This window comes from Furfurilactobacillus milii, from assembly GCF_009864005.1.
In the GTDB taxonomy this organism is placed as follows: Bacteria; Bacillota; Bacilli; order Lactobacillales; family Lactobacillaceae; genus Furfurilactobacillus; species Furfurilactobacillus rossiae_B.
This window is the reverse complement of record NZ_WEZQ01000005.1, coordinates 26,922-50,804: the sequence shown is the minus strand read 5'-3', so window position 1 is coordinate 50,804 and position 23,883 is coordinate 26,922. Positions and strand designations below refer to the sequence as shown.

At 40.7% G+C, this 23,883-nt stretch carries 22 protein-coding genes; 7 read left to right on the top strand and 15 right to left on the bottom strand.

Translation table 11 applies throughout. The features are described from left to right. Positions 1-15: 15 nt before the first annotated feature. From GB993_RS03020 to hdcC, 4 genes are all read right to left on the bottom strand, one after another. Positions 16-1,095 (bottom strand): AEC family transporter, encoded by a 1,080-nt coding sequence (locus GB993_RS03020; RefSeq protein WP_161003047.1) that lies wholly within the window; start codon positions 1,093-1,095, stop codon positions 16-18. A 275-nt stretch (positions 1,096-1,370) separates the two neighbouring features. Continuing rightward, on the bottom strand, positions 1,371-1,877 hold the full coding sequence (locus GB993_RS03015; protein ID WP_161003046.1) for an ECF transporter S component: 507 nt from the start codon (positions 1,875-1,877) through the stop codon (positions 1,371-1,373). Positions 1,878-1,889: 12 nt separating this feature from the next. Further along, on the bottom strand, positions 1,890-2,462 hold the full coding sequence (locus tag GB993_RS03010; RefSeq protein WP_161003045.1) for a TIGR01440 family protein: 573 nt from the start codon (positions 2,460-2,462) through the stop codon (positions 1,890-1,892). Positions 2,463-2,613: 151 nt separating this feature from the next. Then, entirely contained in the window at positions 2,614-4,074 is a 1,461-nt protein-coding gene (gene hdcC, locus GB993_RS03005; RefSeq protein WP_161003044.1) for a histidine-histamine antiporter, read from the bottom strand. Between the two features lie 840 nt (positions 4,075-4,914). On the opposite strand from hdcC, the gene GB993_RS03000 reads away from it, so the two are divergent. Together GB993_RS03000 and speC (GB993_RS02995) are read left to right on the top strand one after the other, a co-directional pair. Beyond that, positions 4,915-6,408 (top strand): BglG family transcription antiterminator, encoded by a 1,494-nt coding sequence (locus tag GB993_RS03000; protein ID WP_161003043.1) that lies wholly within the window; start codon positions 4,915-4,917, stop codon positions 6,406-6,408. A gap of 97 nt (positions 6,409-6,505) precedes the next feature. Next, positions 6,506-8,683 (top strand): ornithine decarboxylase, encoded by a 2,178-nt coding sequence (gene speC, locus GB993_RS02995; protein ID WP_161003042.1) that lies wholly within the window; start codon positions 6,506-6,508, stop codon positions 8,681-8,683. Between the two features lie 150 nt (positions 8,684-8,833). On the opposite strand, the gene hisS is transcribed toward speC (GB993_RS02995), so the two are convergent. The 10 genes from hisS to GB993_RS02945 all read right to left on the bottom strand — a co-directional run bounded on the left by hisS (position 8,834) and on the right by GB993_RS02945 (position 20,323). Further along, positions 8,834-10,120, bottom strand: a complete 1,287-nt coding sequence (gene hisS, locus GB993_RS02990) for a histidine--tRNA ligase (RefSeq protein WP_161003041.1) — start codon at positions 10,118-10,120, stop codon at positions 8,834-8,836. Between the two features lie 370 nt (positions 10,121-10,490). Beyond that, complete coding sequence (locus tag GB993_RS02985; RefSeq protein ID WP_161003040.1) at positions 10,491-10,997, bottom strand: ECF transporter S component; 507 nt, start codon at positions 10,995-10,997, stop codon at positions 10,491-10,493. 7 nt (positions 10,998-11,004) lie between these two features. Continuing rightward, positions 11,005-11,577 carry a TIGR01440 family protein gene (locus tag GB993_RS02980; protein WP_161003039.1) on the bottom strand — a complete coding sequence of 191 codons (573 nt, stop codon included), beginning with the start codon at positions 11,575-11,577 and terminating at the stop codon, positions 11,005-11,007. A gap of 39 nt (positions 11,578-11,616) precedes the next feature. Then, on the bottom strand, positions 11,617-12,108 hold the full coding sequence (locus tag GB993_RS02975) for a pyridoxamine 5'-phosphate oxidase family protein (protein WP_161003038.1): 492 nt from the start codon (positions 12,106-12,108) through the stop codon (positions 11,617-11,619). Positions 12,109-12,118: 10 nt separating this feature from the next. Continuing rightward, a complete protein-coding gene (locus GB993_RS02970; RefSeq protein WP_161003037.1) occupies positions 12,119-13,288 on the bottom strand; it encodes an MFS transporter in 1,170 nt (389 codons plus the stop codon). Positions 13,289-13,555: 267 nt separating this feature from the next. Next, a complete protein-coding gene (locus GB993_RS02965) occupies positions 13,556-14,353 on the bottom strand; it encodes a PfkB family carbohydrate kinase (RefSeq protein ID WP_161003036.1) in 798 nt (265 codons plus the stop codon). 97 nt (positions 14,354-14,450) lie between these two features. After that, on the bottom strand, positions 14,451-15,767 hold the full coding sequence (gene potE, locus GB993_RS02960; protein WP_161003035.1) for a putrescine-ornithine antiporter: 1,317 nt from the start codon (positions 15,765-15,767) through the stop codon (positions 14,451-14,453). A gap of 75 nt (positions 15,768-15,842) precedes the next feature. Continuing rightward, positions 15,843-18,020, bottom strand: a complete 2,178-nt coding sequence (speC, locus tag GB993_RS02955; protein WP_161003034.1) for an ornithine decarboxylase — start codon at positions 18,018-18,020, stop codon at positions 15,843-15,845. Between the two features lie 300 nt (positions 18,021-18,320). After that, positions 18,321-19,322 (bottom strand): LacI family DNA-binding transcriptional regulator, encoded by a 1,002-nt coding sequence (locus GB993_RS02950; protein ID WP_161003033.1) that lies wholly within the window; start codon positions 19,320-19,322, stop codon positions 18,321-18,323. A 149-nt stretch (positions 19,323-19,471) separates the two neighbouring features. Next, on the bottom strand, positions 19,472-20,323 hold the full coding sequence (locus GB993_RS02945) for a bifunctional hydroxymethylpyrimidine kinase/phosphomethylpyrimidine kinase (protein ID WP_161003032.1): 852 nt from the start codon (positions 20,321-20,323) through the stop codon (positions 19,472-19,474). 201 nt (positions 20,324-20,524) lie between these two features. Here GB993_RS02945 and GB993_RS02940 point away from each other — a divergent pair, with 201 nt between their 5' ends. From GB993_RS02940 to GB993_RS02925, 5 genes are all read left to right on the top strand, one after another. Then, positions 20,525-21,565 (top strand): DUF3114 domain-containing protein, encoded by a 1,041-nt coding sequence (locus GB993_RS02940; RefSeq protein WP_161003031.1) that lies wholly within the window; start codon positions 20,525-20,527, stop codon positions 21,563-21,565. A gap of 218 nt (positions 21,566-21,783) precedes the next feature. Then, positions 21,784-21,987 (top strand): DUF1659 domain-containing protein, encoded by a 204-nt coding sequence (locus tag GB993_RS02935; RefSeq protein WP_161003030.1) that lies wholly within the window; start codon positions 21,784-21,786, stop codon positions 21,985-21,987. A 25-nt stretch (positions 21,988-22,012) separates the two neighbouring features. Then, positions 22,013-22,318, top strand: a complete 306-nt coding sequence (locus tag GB993_RS02930; protein ID WP_161001133.1) for a DUF2922 domain-containing protein — start codon at positions 22,013-22,015, stop codon at positions 22,316-22,318. A gap of 105 nt (positions 22,319-22,423) precedes the next feature. After that, a complete protein-coding gene (locus tag GB993_RS13120; RefSeq protein WP_284142826.1) occupies positions 22,424-22,555 on the top strand; it encodes a hypothetical protein in 132 nt (43 codons plus the stop codon). Between the two features lie 194 nt (positions 22,556-22,749). Continuing rightward, on the top strand, positions 22,750-22,935 hold the full coding sequence (locus GB993_RS02925) for a hypothetical protein (protein ID WP_017262090.1): 186 nt from the start codon (positions 22,750-22,752) through the stop codon (positions 22,933-22,935). Positions 22,936-23,025: 90 nt separating this feature from the next. Here the strand turns inward: GB993_RS02925 and GB993_RS02920 are convergent, their stop codons facing one another. Then, entirely contained in the window at positions 23,026-23,604 is a 579-nt protein-coding gene (locus tag GB993_RS02920; RefSeq protein WP_161003029.1) for a hypothetical protein, read from the bottom strand. Between the last annotated feature and the right edge of the window lie 279 nt (positions 23,605-23,883).

The window sequence follows — 23,883 nt, the reverse complement described above, 5'->3', positions numbered from 1 at the left end:
AATCAAAGAACGTCATTATTTAAAAATCCCAACCTGATTCAGTACCTCTAGCAAGGCAATCCAGATAGGTGTCGCAACAACGGCACAAATCGTCGAAATCAGCGATGCATTTGACGCTAATACAGCATCCCGATCAAAACTAATCGCGTATGCCGAGGCTACAGAAGCCGTCGGCGTTGCCATCATGATAATAACGGTTGCCAAGGCAACGTAACTAACTGGCAAAATGTGAGTAATCGTTAGGATAAATAACAGCACCAAGTTCAATAAAGGAACCAGGATAACCTTGTTAAAACTGTAATACCATGAGGCCTTGTCAGAGGCAGCATCCTTCATGGAAATAGAACCTAATGTTGCACCAATCGAAAGCCAAGCCAATGGTGATGCCAAATTACCCAAGTACTGCAGTGGTTTGAACAACCAAAGTGCAGTTTGGTCAATCCGATAGAAAGCCACGTTGATGGTTGGTGCATTTGTTGCAATTACGCCATTTACAGCTTGCTTAACAGCAACCATTGGCATAAAGTCTTGAATCATCCATAAAATCAGGCCAGCAAATGTTGCAATAACGATAGGATTTAAAAACATTTTTTTGATATTGCTTGCTTCCATCTTCAATCCGGACATTTTGATGTAGGCATATGAGTATAAGAAGATTCGGTAACCGATGTTAAAAATAGAACTATACATAATCCCCTTGGCCCCAAACACAGCACCAACAATTGGAATACCAAAGAATGTTGTTGAACCAAACGTCGTTAAAATAGCTAATGTTTCTTGCTTATCTTTAGGAAACTTCGTATACGAAAACGGCGTTACGAAAATTAGGATGATATAGATTAAAATACCCCAAATCAGAACATTCAGACCCTGTGTGAAAGTTTCATGACTGATTGGCTGCATGAATGAATTGAACGCTAAAGCTGGTAGCGCAACCGACAAAACAACTTTCGACAAAATTTTCCCAAACGTTTCACCAAAGGTGCCTCGTTTTCGTAAATAAAAGCCTAACAAAATGATAAAAACGGTCGATGTTATCGAACTAATAATCGACACGTTTGTGAACGTAGCCTCAAGGGCCTTCGCAATGCTCATGATAATTCCTCCAAATAATTGAAATAACTTAATTTAGCAATGGATTTAGTGTATTTGTTATTTGTGAAATAATGAACATTTTATAATTAATGAAACCTTTTGTAACTTATGTAAGCGCCTAAACCAATACTTTCGTTAACGATATGTGCTTAGTCTCAACAATGCTGAAATGTCTGTTAGACCACGTTTGAAGCTGCATACGCAATCATTTAACTTGTTGTTATACAACAAAACCCCGGCAAGCCGGGGTTTACTGAATTGTTTTATTTTAATGCTCATTTTTTTATCAGTTGAATAATCTTTGGTCCTACAACGTACGCAATAACAACACCCACGAGACCTTGGATTAGGTTTGTAGCTATGCCGATTAGGCCAATCGAAACACTGTATAAAAGACTATCAGCTAAAAAGTAGCCAATTGTCATAATAATTACAGCGAGTACCAAACTAATTATCTTTGATGCATTCTTACTTACTTTCGACAACATTAAACCTGCGACCAGACCCTCTAAGCCATGAACGATAAAGGAAAAAAACATATATTGCCCGTATCCTGACAACAAATCCAGTAGAAAACCACTAATTGCACCAACACTAGCGCCATCACGTGGCCCCAATAACATGGCTGCAATGAGGACCCCGGCGTCGCACAGATTGATGTTTCCGTGGGTCATGGGTACGGGGATAATAAATAACCGACTAATGACAACGGTTACGGCAATAAGCATGGCGCTCAAAGTCAGCCGTCGGAGCGTCTCGTGCTGTGTTGAAGAATTGTTCATAATGTCACACCTTTAACGAATATCCTTCAAATTATCTTCAGTAAACGTATACCGAGCTCGTACCCCACCAATCAGTTTAGGCCGAGATGACAGGCCTACAACCCGTGCTTCGCCAACGTCACGGTGTGCCAAGCGAACCGGAATCTGCACAAACTTCACGTGCATCCCGATTTCCGTGCCACCAATATCAATGCCGCCATCTGCAACGATATGTTCCACTTCTACTGGATCGTCAAACTGCTGGTAAGCGGCAACCTGTGTGCCACCGCCGGCATGAATAGCCGGTTTAACCGAAACAATTTCAAAACCATGACGTTCGGCTACCGCACGTTCGAGAACTAGTGCCCGGTTGATATGTTCGCACCCTTGAACGGCTAGGTTCAGATGACGGGGTTTAAGAAATGATTGAACCGTTTCTACAACAGTTTCACCAACGTCTAAACTCGAATCCGTCCCCTTCCACTTACCTAAAATTTCACTAGTACTACAGCCAACGACAAAAATGCCATTTTTCGGAAGCATAACCTTGTCAAAGTATTCAGTTAAAAGCTCATCGAGGTCATTTTTAATAGTTTCTCTAGTCATCTATTAACTCCTCTTTTCATCTATACACTAAGATCCCCAGAATCAAAATTGATAATGGAGACCCACACTTCTAATTTGTTGTATTAGTAGGAACTTTGCATACGCAAGCTCATAAAATGTACAGTGCAATTAAGAACATAATCATTTTTGTCTAACCTGCAATCAAAGCGTATACACCATAGATTGCAACAAGGACAATGATAATTGCAAATACTAGTTCTTTTTTGGTAAAGGTAACCTTATTGTGCTGTTTACGGGCAACAATATAAATCGGAATACCTAACGCATACACAATAAATGCAATAGCAATATATCTTGGACCAGCTGCAATTGCCATCACCAACGTGTATGCAAAAGCCAAACCGGCAATAATTAAGGCCTTCTTTGGACTGTGTTTGGAGCCCTCCGCGAATCCACCTTTTTTGCGACTGATCTTCATGAGATACATTTCCGAAATTAAATATGGCGGAACTGTCATTGTCCCTACAACCGTCAACAACATTTGATAAGCATTCAAATCAAAGTGTGCAATGACGATAATTACTTGAATTACCAACGTTGCTACAATAACGGAGAAACTTGGAACATTGTTTTTCGAAACCTTTGCAAAGGCTTTCGGGAAAGATCCATCTTCAGCAGCAGCGTGCTGTGGTAACTCTGCCAACATTTGAATCCATGAAATCCAGCTTGCGAAAACCGCAAACAATAGTGCAACTGTAATGACATCCCGACCAATAGTACTGTGCCATAAATTAGTCAAAATATATGCAGTTGAAGGAGATGTCAATTTAGCCAAGTGACCATATGAATAGACACCCAAGGACAACATCCCTACAAGGGTATACATAACCATACACATGATAAAACCGGTAATTGTTGCCTTAGGCACTTGTTTAACATCCCGTGCCTTACCGGACATAACAACAGCACCTTCGACGCCACCAAATAGCCATAATGTAACCATCATCGTTGACATTAGTTGATGCCAGATGCTTCCCATTGCCTTATCGCCCCTAGAAGCAATTGCTTGTGTTGCATTAGCATTCGTCGTAAACGTATGCAAATTGAAATGTGCAGCAACAGTTACAACAAAAACAACAACAACGGCTAACATAATGGCAGTAGCATACTTTTGAACCGTGCTTGACACTTCAACACCACGTAAAACCAATGCAGTTAATCCCCAGGTAAGAATTGTTGCCCCAATAACAGAAGGCCAGTTGTTACCACCAGTGAAAAGTCCTGGGAAGAAATAATCTAGTGTGCTCATTGTTAAAACAGCATATGCCGCATTAGCAGCACATTCACAAACAAAATAACCCCATGCAGTAAAGAAACCAGTGAACGCTCCAAAACCTTGTTCACCATACTTATACAAGCCTGCGGTCAAATCAGGTTTAACATCACTCAAAATAACAAAAGTCTCGGCGATGAACCAGATACCAATTCCAGTCGTTATCCATGCAAGAAGCTGCCCATTAACACCGGCGACTTGTGACATGTTTTTAGGTAAATCGAAAACCCCAGATCCGACCATTGCACTAACTGTAAGTGCAACTAAGCCAACAAAACCCAGCTTACCCGCTTGGGCTTTTTTATTGCTCTCGTCCATAGTCTAAATTCTCCTTAAAGCCGATTGGCCAATTAAGTAAAAAAATCAGATTGTGGACAGCAATTAAAAACGTTTTCTCATTTGGCAAACTACCATGCACTTTTTTAAAAGTCAACAGACCATCTATTCAATAAAACGATGATTGGCTACTAAGTGATGTCCATAAATCGCCCTTCTTAATATAGTTTTAACGAAGTTTCTGAATTTCCTTTTTTTAATTCAAATTTTTTAATTACGCAGAATCAGAGGCTGTAATCATATTTTTTGCGTTGAAAGTTTATTAAGCATACTTTTTTCTTAAAATGATTTATCAATGCAATAAGTAATTAATTATATTTAGCCTGAATAGATAGAGGCTTGAGAAAACGCTTTCATGATTTTACACAAAATATGCAAAATCAAAAACAAAATTGAGTGCAATTTACAGCCCTCCTCAATAGCGACGCCACGCCGTTAACACATTTTATTGGCAAATAACCATACACTTACGTAGAAATAAATGCGGCAAGTAAAGGTAAAAAAGCACGCATGTACGCATGATACATTAATCACGTGAACAGCATTAAAGCGTTTTCTCAAAAATTGTTTTACGTGTTGTTTATAAGCTAGCTTTGGTTAATTCGATTTAAATAAGTCACGTAAATGGCTTCATTTACGTTCTTTGTTCAACTCACGACATGTCGTTAAAAATCGAGTATGCGATTACTTTTGCAGGTGGTATGTCACTTAATTTTTATCTTTTAAAGATTTCTTCAGTAGTTCCCTAGCATTAGTCTTCAAAACCGTCTGATGACTAAATGGCAAATCCGCCGATTGTAAACTCTGGAGTAAGTGAACAATATGACAAATTACGATCAAAATCTCTTGAATTTAATGCTTGCAGAAACTTCCTATCGCTCAGCGGATTATTACGCAAACGCATTAGGCGTTTCCAAAAAAACAATCTACAACCATAGCAAGGGTGTAGAAACATATTTAAATAATCATGGCTTGTCCTTGGAAAGAATGCCAAGAAAAGGCTATTTAATCACTGGATCAAGTGAAAAGAAGCAGCACCTCCGCCTGATCTTAGGTAAAAAAGTTGCTACTCAACTTGATACAAAATTTACACCTCAATATCGAAGATTGTATCTTTTTGCACAACTATTGTTTTCTGATCGTAATAGCTATCGGGTGTATGCTGAGTCCTTTTTCGTCTCTGTACAATCGATTAAAAAAGACTTTGATGAAATCAATGCTTTTTTACGAGACAAAAAGATTAGCCTGCCCGATCAAACAAGCCTAGTTCACTCCTTTGAGGTTGAAATTAAGATTGAGCAAGCATTTAAAGAATATTTAGATATGTACCTTGCACATTCTGATTTAAAGCAATCTCAACTATTTGCCATCTTTGGTACCGCAATTTTTGAAATTTCCACAAATTTTGTAGACGACAATTCGGCTCAAGATGCACACGTACAAGATGAGTACCTTCCAGACTCCCTACGTGAATTATTATTGATTTTTTTAAACCGAGTTAAGCACGGTCTGCATCTGACTGGTACTAAAAATCAAATTATTGTATTTGAATTTCAAAAGGATACTGACCTATCTCGTGTTGTTTCAAATTTAGCAGAAACTTGCAAATCACATGCGGGCGTAACTTTTACTAACGAAAATCTTCGTTTCTTGAACCTCTTACTGTTGGGTCACGGCATTAGTAGCAATCCAAACGATTTTTCATCCAAATACGATTTCACCATAGCAGCCAAACATTTAATCGAACGTGTCGGGCAAGAACTTGAAACGGATTTCAATACTGATAGTGAACTTTTAAAAGTCACTATTTATCATTTAATTCCCATGGTTGCCCGTTTGAACTTAGGATTGCATATTGCAGATCCGCTTAAGTCTGAAATTTTTGCACACCACCGTGTTATTGCTCAGACCGTTAAGCGTAGTGCTGACGAGTTGGAAACGCACTACCACATTAACTTGTATGACGATGAAGTCTCTCTCTTGTCTTTGCATTTTCTCGTTGCTGCTGAACGACATAGACGTTCAAACCATGTTCTTGTCGTTTGTCATGCAGGGGCAGAAATTTCTCAGTTCGTTCTACTTTCCTTGCAAAACAACCTGCCCTCGAACAACGAAATGACACTCATTGCTCCCAGCGAATTATCCAAAACAGATCTGACAAAATTTGATTTGGTGGTCTCGACCACAACTATTGTTAATCGTGCGATTCCTGTGATGTACGTTTCAGTTCTTCCTCGTGAGGAGGAGATTTCAACTATTTACTGGAAACTTGTTGATGTATATCGTCAAAGATTCAAAACAATGCGCAATTTGTGACTTTTCAAAATTAGCATATGTCAGTTTCAATCGAATATTTAACTTTAAATCTAAGAAAGCTTTCCAATACTTCATCTATCGAAAGGAAGCAGGAAAAATGTCAAAATTGATTGTCGCGATGGCTCCCGAAATTAATGATTATGTTCAATCCGATCGGGAGGTCGTTGATGTCACATCCGTTACAGACTGGACCAACGTTGGCGCGGTTGTATTGACGGATGATGAACTAGAAATCGCCGACACAGTCAAAAAAACGACCTTTGGAATACCCGTTTTTTTAGCTACACACGATACTAATGCACTTGATAATAATCAGCATCTCAATGCTGTTGATCACCTGATCGATCTAAACAATGATTTCAACAAGCAAATTTATTCTCGAGAAGTCGAGCACGCTGCTAGCGAATATGAAGAGAACTTAATGCCGCCATTCTTCGCGGAATTAAACAAAGTTGTTAATCGTGGGTCGTGGCAGTTTGAATGTGCTGGTCACCAAGGAGGCGCATTCTATCTTAAGTCCCCTGTTGGCCGTAAATTCTACGATTTTTATGGTGAACGTTTCTTCCGAGCAGATGTTTCAATCTCAGAAGATGGCCTTGGCGATGTTCTAACTCATGATGGTGCCGCCTTAAAAGCAGAGAAACATGCAGCAAAAGTATTCAATGCGGACAAAGCATACTTTGTACTAAATGGCTCAACAACGTCAAATAACATTGCTATCACCGCAGCTGTCACAAAGGGTGATTTAGTACTCTTTGATCGCAATAACCATAAATCTGCTTACAATAATGCCCTCGTAATGAACGGCGGTATTCCAATTTATCTGGAAACAAGTCATAATTCGTATGGATTAATCGGTGGCATCAAGGATTCTGGTTACGACGAAAAGACACTTCGCGATGAAATTCGTAAAGTAGCACCCGAAAAGGCTGATCAAAAACGACCATTCCGGTTAGCAATCATTGAACACGACACATACGACGGTACTATGGCAAACGCACAACAAATTGTCGATAAAATAGGTCATCTTTGTGACTATATTCTTTTCGATTCTGCTTGGGCAGGCTATGAACAGTTTATTCCAATGATGAAGGAGACTTCTCCCCTCTTAGTTAACCTTGGCCCTGAAGATCCCGGTTTACTCGTTGTTCAATCAATCCACAAACAGCAGGCTGGTATTTCTCAAGCGTCACAAATTCTTAAAAAAGACAGCCATATCAAAGGTCAACGTCGCTATATAAGTCACAAACAGTTCAATAACTCATTCATGAAGTATTCTTCAACATCCCCATTCTATGGTATTTTTGCTTCAATCGATGTTTCAGCAAGAATGCAAGAAGGCGAAACTGGTAAAAAGATGTGGAACGACACTATGTTAACCGTTGTTCGAGCACGTAAACGCTTATTACGCGAAGCAACAATGATTCGTCCGTTCGTTCCACCTATGGTCCATGGAAAACCTTGGGAAGACGCAGATGATCAGGAAATCGTCAATGACAAAGCTTACTGGGCTTTTGATCCCGACGAAAACTGGCACGGTTTTGATGGTTATAGCAAAGGACAATATTTCATTGATCCAAATAAGCTCATGCTCGTCACTGCTGGTCTTGATATTCCAAATGACAAATATGAAGACTTTGGTGTGCCAGGTTCAATCGTGACTCACTACTTACACGAACACGGCATTATTAATGAAAAGAATGATTTAAATTCGGTGCTGTTCTTAATCACACCCGCCGAAGATGATGCAAAGATGAACAACTTAGTTGACCAAATCCTTAAGCTGGAAAAATACATCAACGAAGATGCGCCACTTAAGGAAGTATTGCCTCACCTGTACCAACAGTATGAAGATCGATACAAAAATTACACAATCCGTCAACTTTGCCAAGAAATCCATGATTTCTACAAATCACACAATGCAAAGAAATATCAAAAGGACATCTTCACCAAAGAGCATCTACCAGAAAGAGCGATGACTTTGGAAGAAGCCGATACAGAATATCGCCGTAACAATGTTAAGCTCGTCAAATTAGATGACATTTTAGGAAAAATAGCCGTGGAAGGAATCATTCCTTATCCACCTGGTATTTTTGCCATTGCCCCTGGCGAACGTTGGACTCAAACGATTTTGAACTACTTTAAAGTCCTTGAAGAATCTACAAATAAATTTCCCGGATTTAGTACTGAGGTTCAAGGAATGTATTATAAAGAAGAAAATGGTCAGGAAGTTGCCTACGGATATGTCTACGATCCCGACGCAGCTAAAGATTAGTTCATTAATTTTTCTCAGTATTTTCACGGAAGGCATCTTATTGATGTCTTCTTTTTTGCTTCATATAAAAAACGACACTGCTGAATTTTTATCACCCTCAGCAATGTCGTCTTTTGTATCGTTTATCTAAGATCAACGGTAATCATTTATCTATTTTAAATATGTCATTGGATTCATTAGTAAGTCGTCAATATCAACTACTTGTTTCACGTCTGAATCGGCCTTTACCAATTCTATTTTTCTATCCGTAACTTCACGTTGTCCAACAACAGCATAATAACGGGCATTCTTCCGAATTGCTTCCTTGATTTGTGAACCAACCTTAATGCCTTGATAATCTTTATCAGCCGCTAAACCTTTCTGCCTCATAGCGTTCAGTAACTTAAACGCGAGATTGTCGCCATCCTCATCCGCCGATGCAAAGAAAATATCAGCTTGTGGTTGGGGAGCAAAGTTGGGATTCTCAGCTTTCAGCAGCAGTAGCAAACGTTCTACTCCCATTCCGAAGCCAATTCCGCCCTCTTTAGGACCACCTAATTGCGAAATCAGCCCATCATAACGACCACCACCACAAACTGTGACAAAACCACCACCAAATACCTTGGCATCTGACATAATTTCAAAGATGGTCTGTGTGTAATAGTCCAAGCCTCGCACCATATCCGAGTCAATCTCATAATCAATGTTTAGTTCATCCAGAAGACTCTTGACCTGCTCAAAATAATTTCTTGAATAGTCACTCAAAGAATCTAAGATTGACGGTGCATTTGCAACAATCTTTTGATCAGCCTCGTCCTTGCTGTCCAAGACCCTCAACGGATTTTTGTACAGACGCGTCTTTGAATCATCACTTAGTTGATCATAAAATGGCTTCAAGTAATTAATCAACGACGCACGATAATTGTCACGAGTTTCCTGATCGCCCAGAGAATTGATTACCAGTTTTAAGTCACTTACCCCAAGTTTCTTAAAGAACTGCAATGCCATGGCAATAACCTCAACATCAATTTGCGGGGATTCGCTATTTAAAGCTTCACACCCAATCTGGTTAAACTGCCGTTGACGCCCTGATTGAGGTCGTTCATATCTAAACATTGGCCCCATGTAATACACTTTGTATGGTTTAGGATATTCAGGACCAAACAACTTATTCTGCACATATGCACGAACTGTACCAGCAGTGCCTTCTGGTCGTAATGCAATTCTTCGACCACCTTTGTCCTCAAAATCATACATTTGTTTCTCAACAATATCTGAAGTATCGCCAACGTTTCGAGCAAAAACATTGTAGTCTTCAAACATCGGGGTTCGAATACCCCGATATCCGTACTTCGGAAAGAGATCCCTGACAACACCTTCAAGTTTCTGCCAAGTTTCAATTTCACCTGGTAAAATATCTGCTGTACCTTTTGGTCTTTGATAATCATATTCAGTCATATAAACGTCCCCTTTTCTGTATAAAAAGAAATACGCCCTCCAAAGTTACATAATGTAACTTTGGAGGGCGTCAAAACGCTGTTCCACCTCAAATTCATAACAGTCTCACAACTGTTACCTCAGTGAGTCTCAGATCGCGAGCTCCAAGACTCAAGATTGTTAACGCAATCACGCGAAACTTGCTACTCGAATGCTAATTGTCTTCGCAAATTTGGTTCGTAGATGTGTTTCACCTCAAACGCCAACTTTCACCACCGTTGGATCTCTAATGCTTACAATGAAGCTTTTGCTCTACTCATAACCTCTGACATCATCGTATAACTATTTTTTTTAAAGTCAATACTTACGCCTTCTCATTTTTAATGAATCATTACCGTCGTAACAAGCCACCAATTTTATCATTCAGAAAAAAAGCAACAATCGCCCCAACCATGCCTTGAATTAAATTGGCAGGAATTCCAATTAGTCCCATTGAAATTCCATACAATAAACTGTCCGATCCAAAATACCCACTAACCATAACCAGCGTTCCAATACATAGAACTAATACTTGACCTGCTTTTCCTAAAAACTTAGCGGCCAGCAGGCCAACAACGAGTCCTTCTATTCCATGAATCGCCAAAGAAAAAAACATATATTGGGCGTAACCGGACAGCAAATCTAATATAAAACCCGTTAGTGCGCCTACCGCGGCCCCTTCACGAGGTCCAAGACTCAACGCTGTTAAAAATATTCCAGCATCACATAGATTGATGTTTCCGCGCGTTAGCGGGATGGGAATGAGAAAGATTCTACTAATAACCACAGTGACCGCCACCAACATCATGGTCAATGTCAGACGACGTAGCTTTTGGTGCGACATAAACGAATCGTTCATTATACAATCACCGAATATCCTTCAAATTATCTTCAGTAAACGTATACCGAGCTCGTTCCCAACCGATCAGTTTAGGTCGTGATGACAGGCCTACAACACGCGCTTCACCCACATCACGGTGTGCCAAACGAACCGGAATCTGCACAAATTTAACGTGCATGCCAATTTCCGTGCCACCAATATCGATGCCACCGTCCGCAACGATATGTTCCACCTCCACTGGATCGTCAAACTGCTGGTAAGCGGCAACTTGTGTGCCACCGCCGGCATGAATAGCCGGTTTAACCGAAACAATTTCAAAACCATGACGTTCGGCTACCGCACGTTCGAGAACTAGTGCCCGGTTGATATGTTCGCACCCTTGAACGGCTAGGTTCAGATGAGGGGGTTTAAGAAATGATTGAACCGTTTCTACAACAGTTTCACCAACGTCTAAACTCGAATCCGTCCCCTTCCACTTACCTAAAATTTCACTGGTACTACAACCAACGACAAAAATGCTATTTTCTGGCAATACAACTTTTTCAAAGTATTCAGTTAAAAGCTCATTGAGGTCATTTTTAATAGTTTCTCTAGTCATCTTTTAACTCCTTGTTTGGCATGGCACCTTAAGTATTATCTACAGCTTAGGTTCAATATGTCCCTTTGCCGTGTAGTTTTCAACAACAATTCTAAAGACACTGACAAAATCCAAAGTTTGTCTATCAATTTGTGACCATTCATGACCGGTTTCATGAACTAGCAGCGTTTGTAAGGCCCTCATTTTTTCGTCACGCGTTACTAATTGAACAGCCTGTCCATGCCCAATAATACTTCTATACCAGTAAGAATTATCACTAGCTTCTGAACTTGTGCTTGGCATCAGAGCGCCGCCATCATCTATTTCAAAGGCAACCTTGTCGTTGGTCTTTAATAAATCAAACTTTTTCCCCTGCGGTGCACCGTGAAAGAACACACTGAGTTTGCCATCTTCATTCATCTTGTAACCATAATTTGTGGGCACCACGTATGGAAAATCACCATCGTTTAGTGCCAAGTGTAAAACGTGACTGTCCTTTAAAATTGAATCTATTAACCCTTGATCCACAATTTGTCGATCTTGTAACCGCATAGTGTCCTCCTTATTTCCTTTTAAAATTCAAAAGCAAAATTTCTGAAAACAGTAATAACAATATTGCCATCAAAAACAGCATTTGGTAGCCACTATTAACAATGACCACACCGCCTATACCCGGACCAACTGCTTTTCCAATCGATGAAAATACATTCACTAGGCCCTGATTGCGTCCCTTAACTTTCACTGGCGAATTTTGATCCACAACAACTGGCGCAGCTGGCACAAAAAGCGCTTCACCAATTGTTAAAAATACGGCTGCCACTAATAACCACATTTTATTGGTACCAGCAATTAAACAACTAAACGAAAGCATCAAGAAGAAAATGCCAAATCTGGACTGCATAATTGATGTTTTAAAAAAGTGAGCGAATCGAAGTAAAAACACTTGAATAAGTGTGATTCCGATGCCATTAATCACCCAAACGTGACTGTAAAACCCAGCAGAATAGCCCAAGCTTGTAAAATAGACGGAAAAATTGGTCATCCACTGTACATACACGATCCAAAATAAAAATAAGGTGATAAAAATACGGATGATTACATCTCTTTTGAGGACCGTTTCGCCTTGACTGTCATCCTCCTGAACACTTAATCGACTGGCATCTTCTACGGCATTATGTGGACCTATCCCTATTCCAATTAGCGTTACAATTAATGCAATCACCGTTACAGTAGCCATCAACGTTTTAATTTCATTATGCCGATACAGTAATCCTAATGATCCGGATCCGGCTACTAATCCCAAATTGACGGCCAAATAAAGCAAATTAAAGTTCTTTCTCGAATCATTTTCCGGATTAGGCACTTGTAAATCACTAACTAAAGCATATTGAATCGTTAAACACCATCCTGTAATAAACCCAAATGGCACCAAAAATAATATAAAGGCAATTAACCCATCGCCAAACATTCCAATAAAAGATACAGTCAGCAATAAATAAAAGCCACTCATCAAAATCCTTTGATGCGACATCCGATCAAATAAGTATCCTGAAATTACGCTACCGGCTGCATTAGCCAAGGAGTAGCACATTAGTACGACACCTATTAATGGCAGGGATAAGCCAAAGGCATCATGCATGTATAAGGTGCTGACAGGCCAGATCATGCTATAAATAGCATTCACTAAGAATGCCATTATCATAATACGGTTGATCTGTAACTTGGCCGCCAATTTATTCACTCCTCAACTATTTTCAAAATCTATCGCTACCCATCCATATTACCAAAATCAATTGTGGAACTTTAAGCACTAATTACATAAAAGGTTGTGACATAAGTTTATTTAGGACGAATAATAATGTAAGCAATATTGTGCACCCAAATTTCTGAGCATTCCGCTTAACCCAAAACTGACCCATTCCCAGGGCTCGGGAATGGGTCAGTTCTACTTTAATGCTTATTCTCAAATTGGACTTATGTCACAGCTCCTTCAACAAGGCTATGACCAAAAATTAATCGATTCAATCGAATCGCCAACTTGTAGAACATTTCGGGTTGCGTCAGTGATAAATTCCTTAGCCGTCCGAATTGCATTCTCCGTTTTCTGTCCGTTTGCTAGTTCTGCCGTAATGCATGCAGACAAAGCATCATCCTTACCCGACGGTTGTGAAAAAGGTGCGTGTTTATCTGTTAGCCAAAAATCATCGCCATCTTCAAGCAATACATAATCACGAATGTTATCTCGACCTTGATGTTCGTTACTCCCCTTAATGAGAACATTCTGAACACCTATACCGCGAAGTTCATTCGCTGCGTGAATCACATCATCATCGGATGTAATCTCAAAACCAACTATCTTTTCTGCTTCTTCAATCGTTGGTGTAATAACATTAGCTAAGGGAATCAAATCATTCACATACTTTGAGAAAGCTGTGTCATCCAAAATAGACGCGCCAGTTTCATCAAACAATATTGGATCTAAAACAACCGGACCAACACTTCGATTCCGACATGCTTGTTCAACTGCCGTAATTAAGTCCAAATTAGGCAAATACCCAACTTTGCAGCTAGATATATGAAGACCATTTAAAATCGAACCAAATTGACGATCAACTGAAGTTGCCGACAACACAAGTCCATCTTTCGACGGTACTTCACCATCGCTAAAAATCGAGGTCAAAACTGTGACGCCATAAACACGTTTCACTGAAAAGGTGTTTAAGTCCGCTTGTAAATAGCGATTGCCCATTGAATATAGCCCGTTTACAGTTAAAGCCAACGGTATGCTTTCATCCATTTACTCACCCTCATTCAGCCTCAACTTAGTTTTTTGCCGAAGAACCAAAGCGCGAATTGCTTTTTTCGCGTTACTTTATTCAATTGAGGATGCGTCATCAATTCGTAGTCTTGGACAAATCAAATTTATGTGACACAAATCCGTACAGAGTCCAACCTGCAAATGTCACAAGTGCACCATATGCAAGTTCTTCAAAGCCGACTGCGTACAATGCATAGAGACTGTAGAGCGATGCAATCGTAGCAATGATATTTGTCGTGCGTCGTGCAGATGCCGATACCTTGGCATCGAGCTGCATTGTTTTAAGCGCACCCATTGATAGTAAGTATGGAATAACATTTGTCACCACCGCCAAATTTACTAGAATTGTGAACTGTTTTGACAGGGATGGACTGATTGTCATAAGCGCCAACAAAGACTGCAAAACAGTAATAATAATCATACCAATAATAGGTGTACCATTGGCAATTGTTTTCCCAAATATTTTCGGGAAATAACCTTCATGCGCAGAACTGCGGAAAACTTCGGCGATAGTAAATTGCCAACCCAGCAATGACCCGAAACACGAAATAATCATCAATCCCATAACGATATTTCCGACCATCGGTGTAAACATCTGACTGAAGGCCACCCCAAACGGTGCATTTGATGCGGCTAACTTAGCGTTAGGCACAATACCTTGCATAACGTTTGTCGAAACGATATACATTACGGCTGCCCCAATAGTTCCGCCTAAAACAGCGATGGGAACATTTTTCTTAGGATTTTCAACAGAATCCATATTTGCAGAAGCTGATTCTAGGCCTAAAAATGCCCATAGTGTAATCGAAATCGAATTGCTAATTCCTTTGAAAAAGCCCATATTGTGCGGATTCCAAGATGCTGCATACAAGTGACCACTAAAGAAGAACCAGCCGGCCAGTGAAATAACGACAACCGGAATGATAACACCCCAAACAGTGAAGGTGCTGATTTGTCCGGTAATTCTTGCACCACCAAAGTTCATGACGGTAGCCAACCAAAGTGTAAAAATTGTGGCCAAGGCAACGCCAACCGGTGACATGTGTAAATGGAATAAAACATCAAAGTAACCAACCGCAGAAATAGCAATCGCTGCATTGGCAATCACAAGTGAAACACCGTACGTATAGTTGGCCATGAACGATCCTGCCTTACCGTAGGAATACTGGGCATAACCACCCATACCACCTGAATTTCTGGTATACATCCCTGCTCTTGAGAATGCATAGGCCAAACACATTGCACCACCAGCAGTAACGATCCAAGACAATATCGACATCGTACCAACCTGTGCTAAATTGGTTGGTAGCATGATAATTCCTGAACCCATCATGTTAATGGCCGTAATAATTGTGAGCTGAAGCACACTCATCTTTTTCTTTTCCTGGGCCATGATTTTACCTCTATCCGTTTTTCTGAAATTTATAAAAAAGCGCGGTAGACATGACGTCCACCACGTTGAATGGAACTACTCACCCTTGTTTTCTGACTTAGGATCGTAGACATACCCGTATGCGGTAGTCTGTCCATTTTCATTCTCGAAATAGACACCTTGAATTTCAGGCGCAAACCCTGGGAAACGGTTAATCCCTTCCTCCAAGATTAAGAAGTAGGTCTGGGCAACCTTGCTCCATTTTTCACCTGGAACCACACAGAAAATACCAGGTGGGTATGGAAGTGCACCTTCTAAGGCGACTTCACCTTCAATATCTTTCAGTGGTACAAGCTTGGCGTTGTTATGCAATAACTCAACGTTAGCTTCGTATGGCGTCATTGCTTGTTCAGGGAAGTAATCGGCCAAGAACATTTCTTTTTGATATTCCTTAGCATTGTTTCCCTTATAGAAGTCATGTAACTCTTGGCAGAGTTGACGAATCGTGTAACCCGCATAACGATCTTTGTGTTGTGCATACAGGTTTGGAAGCACATCTTCCAATGGCGCATCAGCCTTAACAAGTGATTCAAACTTAACGATTTGTGATACTAAGTTATTCATCTTGGCTGGTGTCTCTGCTGGTGTCATCAAGAACAAAATAGAATTCAAATCGTTCTTTTCAGGAATAATCCCGTGTTCACGCAAATAGTTAGCTAAGATAGTTGCCGGAATACCAAAGTCTTCATATTCACCCGTCTGAACATTAATACCAGGCGTTGTTAACATAAATTTGTTTGGATCAACAAAGTATTGATCATCCTCATAGCCATCAAAAGCATGCCATTTTGCACCCTTTTCAAAGCGCCAGTAATCAATGTTGCTGACAATTTCTTCAGTGTCAGCATCTTCCCAGTTTTTGCCATTTACGACTGGTGGCACAAACGGACGAATCATTGTGGCATTCTTCATCAAGTTTTTACGTGCATTTACTGATGTCACTAAAGCATCGTGCCACAGTTTTTTACCGGCTTCGCCTTCTTGCATCTTGGCGTTAACATCCAAGGTTGCAAACAGTGGGTAGAACGGGGATGTTGAAGCATATTGCATATAAGCGTTGTTGAATCGTTTGTGATCGATGTACCGCTTTTGCCCCTTAATGTGAGCGTCTTTTTTATGAATTTGTGATGCTTGAGAAAAACCAGCTTGTTGCTTATGTGTTGATTGAGTAACCAAAATACCCGGATCTTCAGGTCCCAGATCAAGTAACAATGGTGAAGAATCACGCATCATTGGAATAAATTGCTCATAACCGACCCATGCAGAGTCAAAAAGAATGTAGTCACACAAGTGGCCAATGCGTTCGACAACTTGTTTGGCATTATAAATAGTGCCGTCATAAGTACCTAACTGAATAACAGCTAATCGGAATGGCCGTTTTTGCTTAGCCTTTTCTGGATCCACTTTTGCAGCCTGTTTACGGATATAATCCTCGTCAAAATCGCGGGAATAAATACCACCGATAAAACCGTATGGGTCTCGTGAAGTTTCTAAGTAAACTGGGCGGCCACCGTCTTTAACTAATGCTGCATTGTAGACAGATTTATGGTTATTACGATCAAATAAGACTAAATCATCCGGCGCAACGGCGGCGGTAATGGCAATATTATTTGATGTCGTCGTCCCGTTCATAACGAAATACGTCTTGTCAGCATTGAATACTTGTGCCGCATGTTTTTCGGCGTCCATCGCTGGGCCTTCATGAATTAACAAGTCACCTAAGTCAACATCGGCGTTACAGATATCTGAACGAAAGACATTTTCGCCAAAGAAATCATAGAACTGACGACCTGCTGGATGCTTACGGAAATATTGCCCGCCCTGATGTCCAGGACAGTCAAATTGAATGTTCCCACGTTCAACATAAGCCTTTAATTCTTTGAAGAATGGTGGTAAAACGCCATCTTCATATTTTGAGGCCGCTGCCTCAATTTCACGGTTATACAACTGATGGTCATATTGATTTTTGAGATCCAAAATGTGATAAATCTTTTCCATCGTGGAACCGTCAATCTTGGAACTGTCGTCAGAAATGACAAAAACGGGAATCCCAAATTTTGTTGCATTCGCTGCTTCAACAACGGATGTGTCTTCATCCATGACCACTACAGCCGCGACGTCAACAAAGTCAGTTTCTGTTGCAGACACAATTTCACGGTCTGTTTCAAAAAAGTTCATGGCCTTTTCCGTTGACGCAATTTTGAGCTTATCCATGTCGTACCTCCTAAAAATATTGTTGGTAAAGAACAAGTAAAACTTGCTACGGCTATATTTTTACTACCCGTTTTTTGCATTTACAATGCGAATTTGTAAACGTTTTCTTTTACGTTTTTTTTACATTGCTCATTTTTTGTCTAGTTTAGCTCCCCTATTACGCCTACTAATTCGCATCTTTTTTGCGATTTTCTTAGCATTTTATAATTTTACGTTTTTTTTACCTGGCCAAATGGACACAAAAAAAGACAATCAATTATCACAATTGATTGTCTTGTCTTATCTTTTTAATGGATTCAATTAGATGTGCTTAATGCTTCCACGTTTTTTCAGAACAACTGAAAAGAGTCTTTCATCTGAATCCGGTTTAAATTCATCGTCACTTTTTTTGGCGAATAATATTTTAACTAGCTTCTCACCCATCTCTTGAATTGGCTGATGAACCGTTGACAATTCTGGTTGGACATAGCGCGTAATTTCAATATCATCGAAGCCAAGAATAGAAATATCCTCCGGCACACGCTTTCCATGAGCAAGGAGACCACGATTCAATCCGACAGCGAGCTCATCAGAGAAAGCAAAAACTGCGGTTGCACCACTATCAATAACCTGTTTGGCCGAATTAAAACCGCTTACTTTAGAATCATCAGGCTGCTCAAAAAATAATGTTGGGTCTAAATCCAAATGATATTCTTTCAAACCATCTGAAAAGCCTGTGATTCGATGCAGTTTACTTTCACTATTTCCTGCCTTCATTAGCAAAGCAATTTTTCTGTGTCCATTATCAAGTAAATATTCGGCCGATTTACTGCCGGCTTCAAGTTCATTAATGGCCACAGAAGACTCGTTGTCCTGTTGCGGATCCATGATGATGCTAGGCAGACCAGTATTGGCCAGTAGCGTTTGCACAAAAGCAAGATCCATATTATCTCCTGCAACGATAATTGCATCTACTGGTCGTTCGCTTAATTCATGAATATGATATCCGATGCCCTCAGAATTTTCTGAAAATTCCACTGACAGTTCTGCAAACTGTGATACCAGACCGTCCTGCACCCCATGGATCAATTCACGGTAATATGGATTGTCCAGGCTCGGCACGATCATTCCAACCGTCACTTTTGATTCAAATGGCTTATCATTCCCCGTATTGTGATAGCCCATCTTTTTTTGGAGACCGAGCACTTTTTGCCGGGTCGTGGCACTAAAGCGTTCACCCTTACCATTAAGAATCTGTGAAACAGTTGTTGGCGAAATGCCTGCCTCATTTGCAATATCAGTTATCGTCGTTTTTTTAGACATAATTTACCCTACTCTTCATAAATAACTCTTTTATTCGTCACTTTACATAGCATAAGCCAAGTGGCAATAAAAACATAGTGAAATGTAAGCCCTTTAATAGGACTCGCTCAGCTTTTTGTACTCGGCATCATTCTTTTTACTAATAGATTTTACTCAAAACTCATCAATAGCGAAATTGCCTCTTTAAGCTGGAGACCTAACCTCCACTGGGTGGTCGGAAGGGCTGATGTTTCTTGGATTGCTGTGTAAGCAACCGCCATCGCTTCTGAAACTAGCTGTTCCGTATCGATCTTTGGTGACCTAAGTTTCAGTACATTAAAGGTGGCACTAAACAAATCACCGGTACCGAAAAAGTGACCTTTGATCATGTTTTTACCGACCCACTCGATTTCATTGCCACTAACCCAAGCACAGCCAATCGCGCTGCCTTTTTTGACTCCTGTTACAATAACCTGACAGTCAGGAGCAAAACTTTGACACCGTTTCAGTGCCTGCCGCAATTTGTCATCCGACGGGGTCATTCCTAAATCGTTTTCTGACAACAGCCCCAGTTCGGTAACGTTAGGCAAAGCAATTTGCGCACCACTCATTAACCGTCTCATTTCCTCAACGTAACTTTTCGTCAGAGATGGATAGAGTCTGCCCTGATCAGCCATGGCTGGATCAACAATAAGGTTTGGATTGCGATGCTGCCTAATTTCACTATTCACTAGTTGAGCCAGCTCATTTGTTCCTAAGTATCCAATAAGTGTCGAGGTAAACGGCTTGATATCAATGGTATCCCAGTGATGCCAAACTTGTTCCAGCCAACCAGCCATTATTTCTCTATGAGGTTGACCAAACCCCTCTGTTTGCGTTGATAACATTTGAACAGGCAAAGATGCTGTCAAAATATTCATCGATTGGCTTACCGTTAATGCAGATGTCATGGACATCTGTCCAAGAGCAGTAAAATCTTGAATAATGAGTGTACTTAAAACATTGCTCGCTTGCTTTTCCATTGAATAATTAATGACCCTTTCTCCCAAAACAAAAATCGAATTCGATGTTTTGGGAACTTTCTTTCAATTTACCACTGTTCATGTAGATCAGCGTTCGCAAATCCCATTTAAACTAATCAAATGGATAATTTTCATTCAAATATTCCTTTTTACCCATCGCAATGTGTTACCCTTACGCTAAGAAGAACGAGGAGGCGCATTATGGCGCAACATCAAAGACTTATTTCGTTAATTGAACCACCTGTCAGTTTGTCCGACAGTAACATGTCAGCCTATGTCGAAGGAACCTACGATTTGCTGGTTCGGTTGGCAGACCATCAACAATGGGACGAGGCTGCCTTAACAGCTTTAACTAAAAAAATTGCGTCAACAGTTAACGACGTAAACTTAAAGACTCAGTTTAGTAACTGGCAAGCATCCAGTGCCACCGTAGGCAGTTCAGCATTTACCACTTTATTTGCCGCCAGTTCGATGGCGCCGCTGGACAAAATGCGACAATTACTTTCAATCCTGGGTGCTCATCTCAACAGCAACACCGGCGATTTAGTGGCGGATCATGAATTCGCCCGTGAAGCCGGTCCCAGCGATCCCTTCTGGCGCGAACTTGCTCATACTGTTCAGGCAGCTTTTCCAAACGGACTGGCTCAAGATGACGCAACGGTACGCATGGTTCATCAGTTACGGTACTTAATCGATGCACATAACGTCGCATTTGTGCGGCGTTCATTTGAACTCAACGGAGAAAACGATCTCGAAGCGCTCATTGCATTTGACAAAGACGCCATCGCTCACGGCAATATTGCCAGTAAAGCAGACTCTTCCCGTATGCATAACAAGCAGCCAGAGGCTTTAGCACGCGGCGTGTTGCCGGCACTCCCAACCGCTAATTTCAAACGGCTAGTCGATTTTCATAGTGAATTTGTGATTGCCCCCGTTCCCGAACCGACATTCATCATTGTGCCACTGGGACAAATTGCTAATGTAAATGATGTGCCAGCATACGTCCGCGGTCTAACCTTAGAAGAACGCAACGCCCTAGTTAACGGGGCATCTTTCAATTATGCTGACTCAAACGATTATGGTCAACCTGAAAGTCGCCACGCTTTGTTTGACGTAAACTATGGCGAGAATGACCCGATGGTTCGTCGGTTAGCGATGAAACCATACACTAGTCCACGGGCAGAGCCACGCGCCATTTCTCTGCTTCAGCAACAATACGATGCAGCCGTTCAACAGCGTTAATTAAATATAGAACACCATAAACTTTGTCACCTTGGTACTTTTTTACCAAGGATTGGCAAAGTTTTTTTACGCCGAAATGCACTGGTACGAAGCTTTTGTAGACTTACTACGCCATAAAAATTACCTTTCCCTTTACAAAGTGCGCTCGTCATTTCGTTACTAATGATGTAGTCGTGGCCACGATATACAAATACCTCAACATTTAAGGAGAGAAACACATGTCACAAAAATGGCTTAAAACGAGCGTTCAATATCTTATTTCAGGTGAAGGTCACAGTACGCCAATCAAACGGAACTATAATACCGTTGCTCAAAACGTCACTGATGATCAACTGAACAAGTTTGGCGCAGCAATTGCAAGTCTGTCCAACGACAATGTTAACGACATCTTTGTTACCACAAAGCAAGAAGCGAACGCCTAACTCACACTCAAAGGAGAACTAATCAATGAAAGAATTGAGCCTCAAGTTTAAAAACGGTGACGGCAAGGCCAGCCACCTAAAATTACGATACGTTAGTGAAGACTTAACTGAATCCGCAGTCCGTGCCGCAATGAAGACCATCGCAGAATCAAACGTGGTGGTTGATAAAGACAACCATCTGACTTACGTAACCCCTGTTTCAGCTCAGTATATCGATACTGTGAATACGGTGATTTTTGATGATGAGCCAGTCAAGAAGCCTCATGCCTCAACGCCGCCTGTATCCTCTGCTCCGGAAACTGCGGTTGACGCCGCACAACCACAAGTTTAACCATCAAATTTTGGCAAAAATGGCACGCCCTTCCATTGCTGGAGGCGTGCCTCTTTCTATGCATGCGTAACGTTAAACTCTAATACTATTTCTGGAGGAGATTGCATGAAACGTTTAACTGCTTTAGCCGTTGGTCTTCTATGCTGGTGGATCGCTACGACCATCTTTAATATGCCACTGTCACTATCTAAAATTTGTCATTACCTTATCGAATCAATACTCACGATGAACTTTTAGTGTTGCTTAGTTTTTCACCCCAAGCACGTAGAAAAAAGATCACTTCAGCAACCAATGATGGCGTTTTCATACACTTTTATAAAAAGTTTGACCTTTTCTGACTTTTATCGAGCATTTCTATTGACCCATCTTGAAAAAGATGGTATTTATAAGTAGTCAATTTTTTTTAGATTTCTCGCATGGAGGGACAGCAGATGGAAACTGAAGCACATCGCAACATCATTACATCAAAACTACGTCGCTTATTTAAAACAAAGGCACAGACAAAAGAAGATCGAACTGTTATCGTACCAAGTAGCGTTCGGTCAGAAAATCATCGTTTTGATCAGTCACTGTTCAACAGTCTGTTGAGCCTGCAATTTGCCCGAATTGACGACTAGTTCAGCAATTTAAAATTTAATCGGTCGACAAAAGACGATCACTGAAATTCATTCAGTGATCGTCTTTCTTCATTTCAAATATAAAATCGCTTAATTTGCAATACCGACCCACGGTTTGCCAACATTCGTTGACAACAGTGTAATCAACCATTGATTCCACTGCTGCAACTCGATAACCTGCCGCAACACTTGACTACGAGCATCAACTGTCTCAATTAAGACGCAATCAGCAACTTTGGCAGCAACCTGTTGGACAAGGACAAATGCCACATGTGTTGCACTTAATGCCGTCAGTACCGCCAATCGATCCGAACAAAACGGTGTCACGGTCTTCACTTCACTATCGGACGCAGCACTGTTCGTTAAAATAATCCGCTTTACCGGCCGTTTGAAATTAGTCAGTGCCCAACTCAAGGTGTGCAAGTATTTAACTGTCGCCATCCCTGAAGTTAGGTACACAGCGTCGATACCGGCTGTAGCCTCAGCCATGAATAGGCCATCATCAGCCGCACCAACCAAAATTTCAAAACGTGCGCGTACCTGCTTCGATAAGCTGTGGGGATGCATCGTGGTCAAACGCAAGCGATCCGCAGGTTGAGCTGCAGCCATTGCCGAAATCAACGTTTGTGTACTCTGCTGATCCGCATTGATAAATAGAATGTTTGCCATGGTACACCCTCCTTTGAAACAGTTAATGCCCATTGATAATTGCTATAAGGACATTATAACCGTTTTTTCATAAAAAGGATATACCAAATATTAAAAATATACTATTTAAGTTGCGTACGTTTTATTTGTCATCGCTTATAAACAGTCTTATACAGGCATTTATTTAAGTGAGTAAAACAATTTACCGGTTATCAATATGATATATACCAATATTGTGAAAAGATACTTTACAAATTAATGAATCCCATATACAAATAGGCTTTTCGCATCATTTGGAAT

Excerpts from the sequence above, each read along its gene's own strand:
- GB993_RS02985 (WP_161003040.1), bottom strand. The coding sequence starts at position 10,997 with ATGAACGATTCGTTTATGTCGCACCAAAAGCTACGTCGTCTGACATTG.
- GB993_RS02935 (WP_161003030.1), top strand. The coding sequence starts at position 21,784 with ATGTCACAAAAATGGCTTAAAACGAGCGTTCAATATCTTATTTCAGGT.
- GB993_RS02975 (WP_161003038.1), bottom strand. The coding sequence starts at position 12,108 with ATGCGGTTACAAGATCGACAAATTGTGGATCAAGGGTTAATAGATTCA.
- GB993_RS02965 (WP_161003036.1), bottom strand. The coding sequence starts at position 14,353 with ATGGATGAAAGCATACCGTTGGCTTTAACTGTAAACGGGCTATATTCA.
- GB993_RS03020 (WP_161003047.1), bottom strand. The coding sequence starts at position 1,095 with ATGAGCATTGCGAAGGCCCTTGAGGCTACGTTCACAAACGTGTCGATT.
- GB993_RS03000 (WP_161003043.1), top strand. The coding sequence starts at position 4,915 with ATGACAAATTACGATCAAAATCTCTTGAATTTAATGCTTGCAGAAACT.
- GB993_RS02980 (WP_161003039.1), bottom strand. The coding sequence starts at position 11,577 with ATGACTAGAGAAACTATTAAAAATGACCTCAATGAGCTTTTAACTGAA.
- potE (WP_161003035.1), bottom strand. The coding sequence starts at position 15,767 with ATGGCCCAGGAAAAGAAAAAGATGAGTGTGCTTCAGCTCACAATTATT.
- GB993_RS03015 (WP_161003046.1), bottom strand. The coding sequence starts at position 1,877 with ATGAACAATTCTTCAACACAGCACGAGACGCTCCGACGGCTGACTTTG.
- GB993_RS02925 (WP_017262090.1), top strand. The coding sequence starts at position 22,750 with ATGGAAACTGAAGCACATCGCAACATCATTACATCAAAACTACGTCGC.
- GB993_RS02945 (WP_161003032.1), bottom strand. The coding sequence starts at position 20,323 with ATGGAAAAGCAAGCGAGCAATGTTTTAAGTACACTCATTATTCAAGAT.
- GB993_RS02940 (WP_161003031.1), top strand. The coding sequence starts at position 20,525 with ATGGCGCAACATCAAAGACTTATTTCGTTAATTGAACCACCTGTCAGT.
- GB993_RS02930 (WP_161001133.1), top strand. The coding sequence starts at position 22,013 with ATGAAAGAATTGAGCCTCAAGTTTAAAAACGGTGACGGCAAGGCCAGC.
- GB993_RS02920 (WP_161003029.1), bottom strand. The coding sequence starts at position 23,604 with ATGGCAAACATTCTATTTATCAATGCGGATCAGCAGAGTACACAAACG.
- GB993_RS02950 (WP_161003033.1), bottom strand. The coding sequence starts at position 19,322 with ATGTCTAAAAAAACGACGATAACTGATATTGCAAATGAGGCAGGCATT.
- speC (WP_161003042.1), top strand. The coding sequence starts at position 6,506 with ATGTCAAAATTGATTGTCGCGATGGCTCCCGAAATTAATGATTATGTT.
- speC (WP_161003034.1), bottom strand. The coding sequence starts at position 18,020 with ATGGATAAGCTCAAAATTGCGTCAACGGAAAAGGCCATGAACTTTTTT.
- GB993_RS13120 (WP_284142826.1), top strand. The coding sequence starts at position 22,424 with ATGAAACGTTTAACTGCTTTAGCCGTTGGTCTTCTATGCTGGTGGATC.
- hdcC (WP_161003044.1), bottom strand. The coding sequence starts at position 4,074 with ATGGACGAGAGCAATAAAAAAGCCCAAGCGGGTAAGCTGGGTTTTGTT.
- GB993_RS03010 (WP_161003045.1), bottom strand. The coding sequence starts at position 2,462 with ATGACTAGAGAAACTATTAAAAATGACCTCGATGAGCTTTTAACTGAA.
- hisS (WP_161003041.1), bottom strand. The coding sequence starts at position 10,120 with ATGACTGAATATGATTATCAAAGACCAAAAGGTACAGCAGATATTTTA.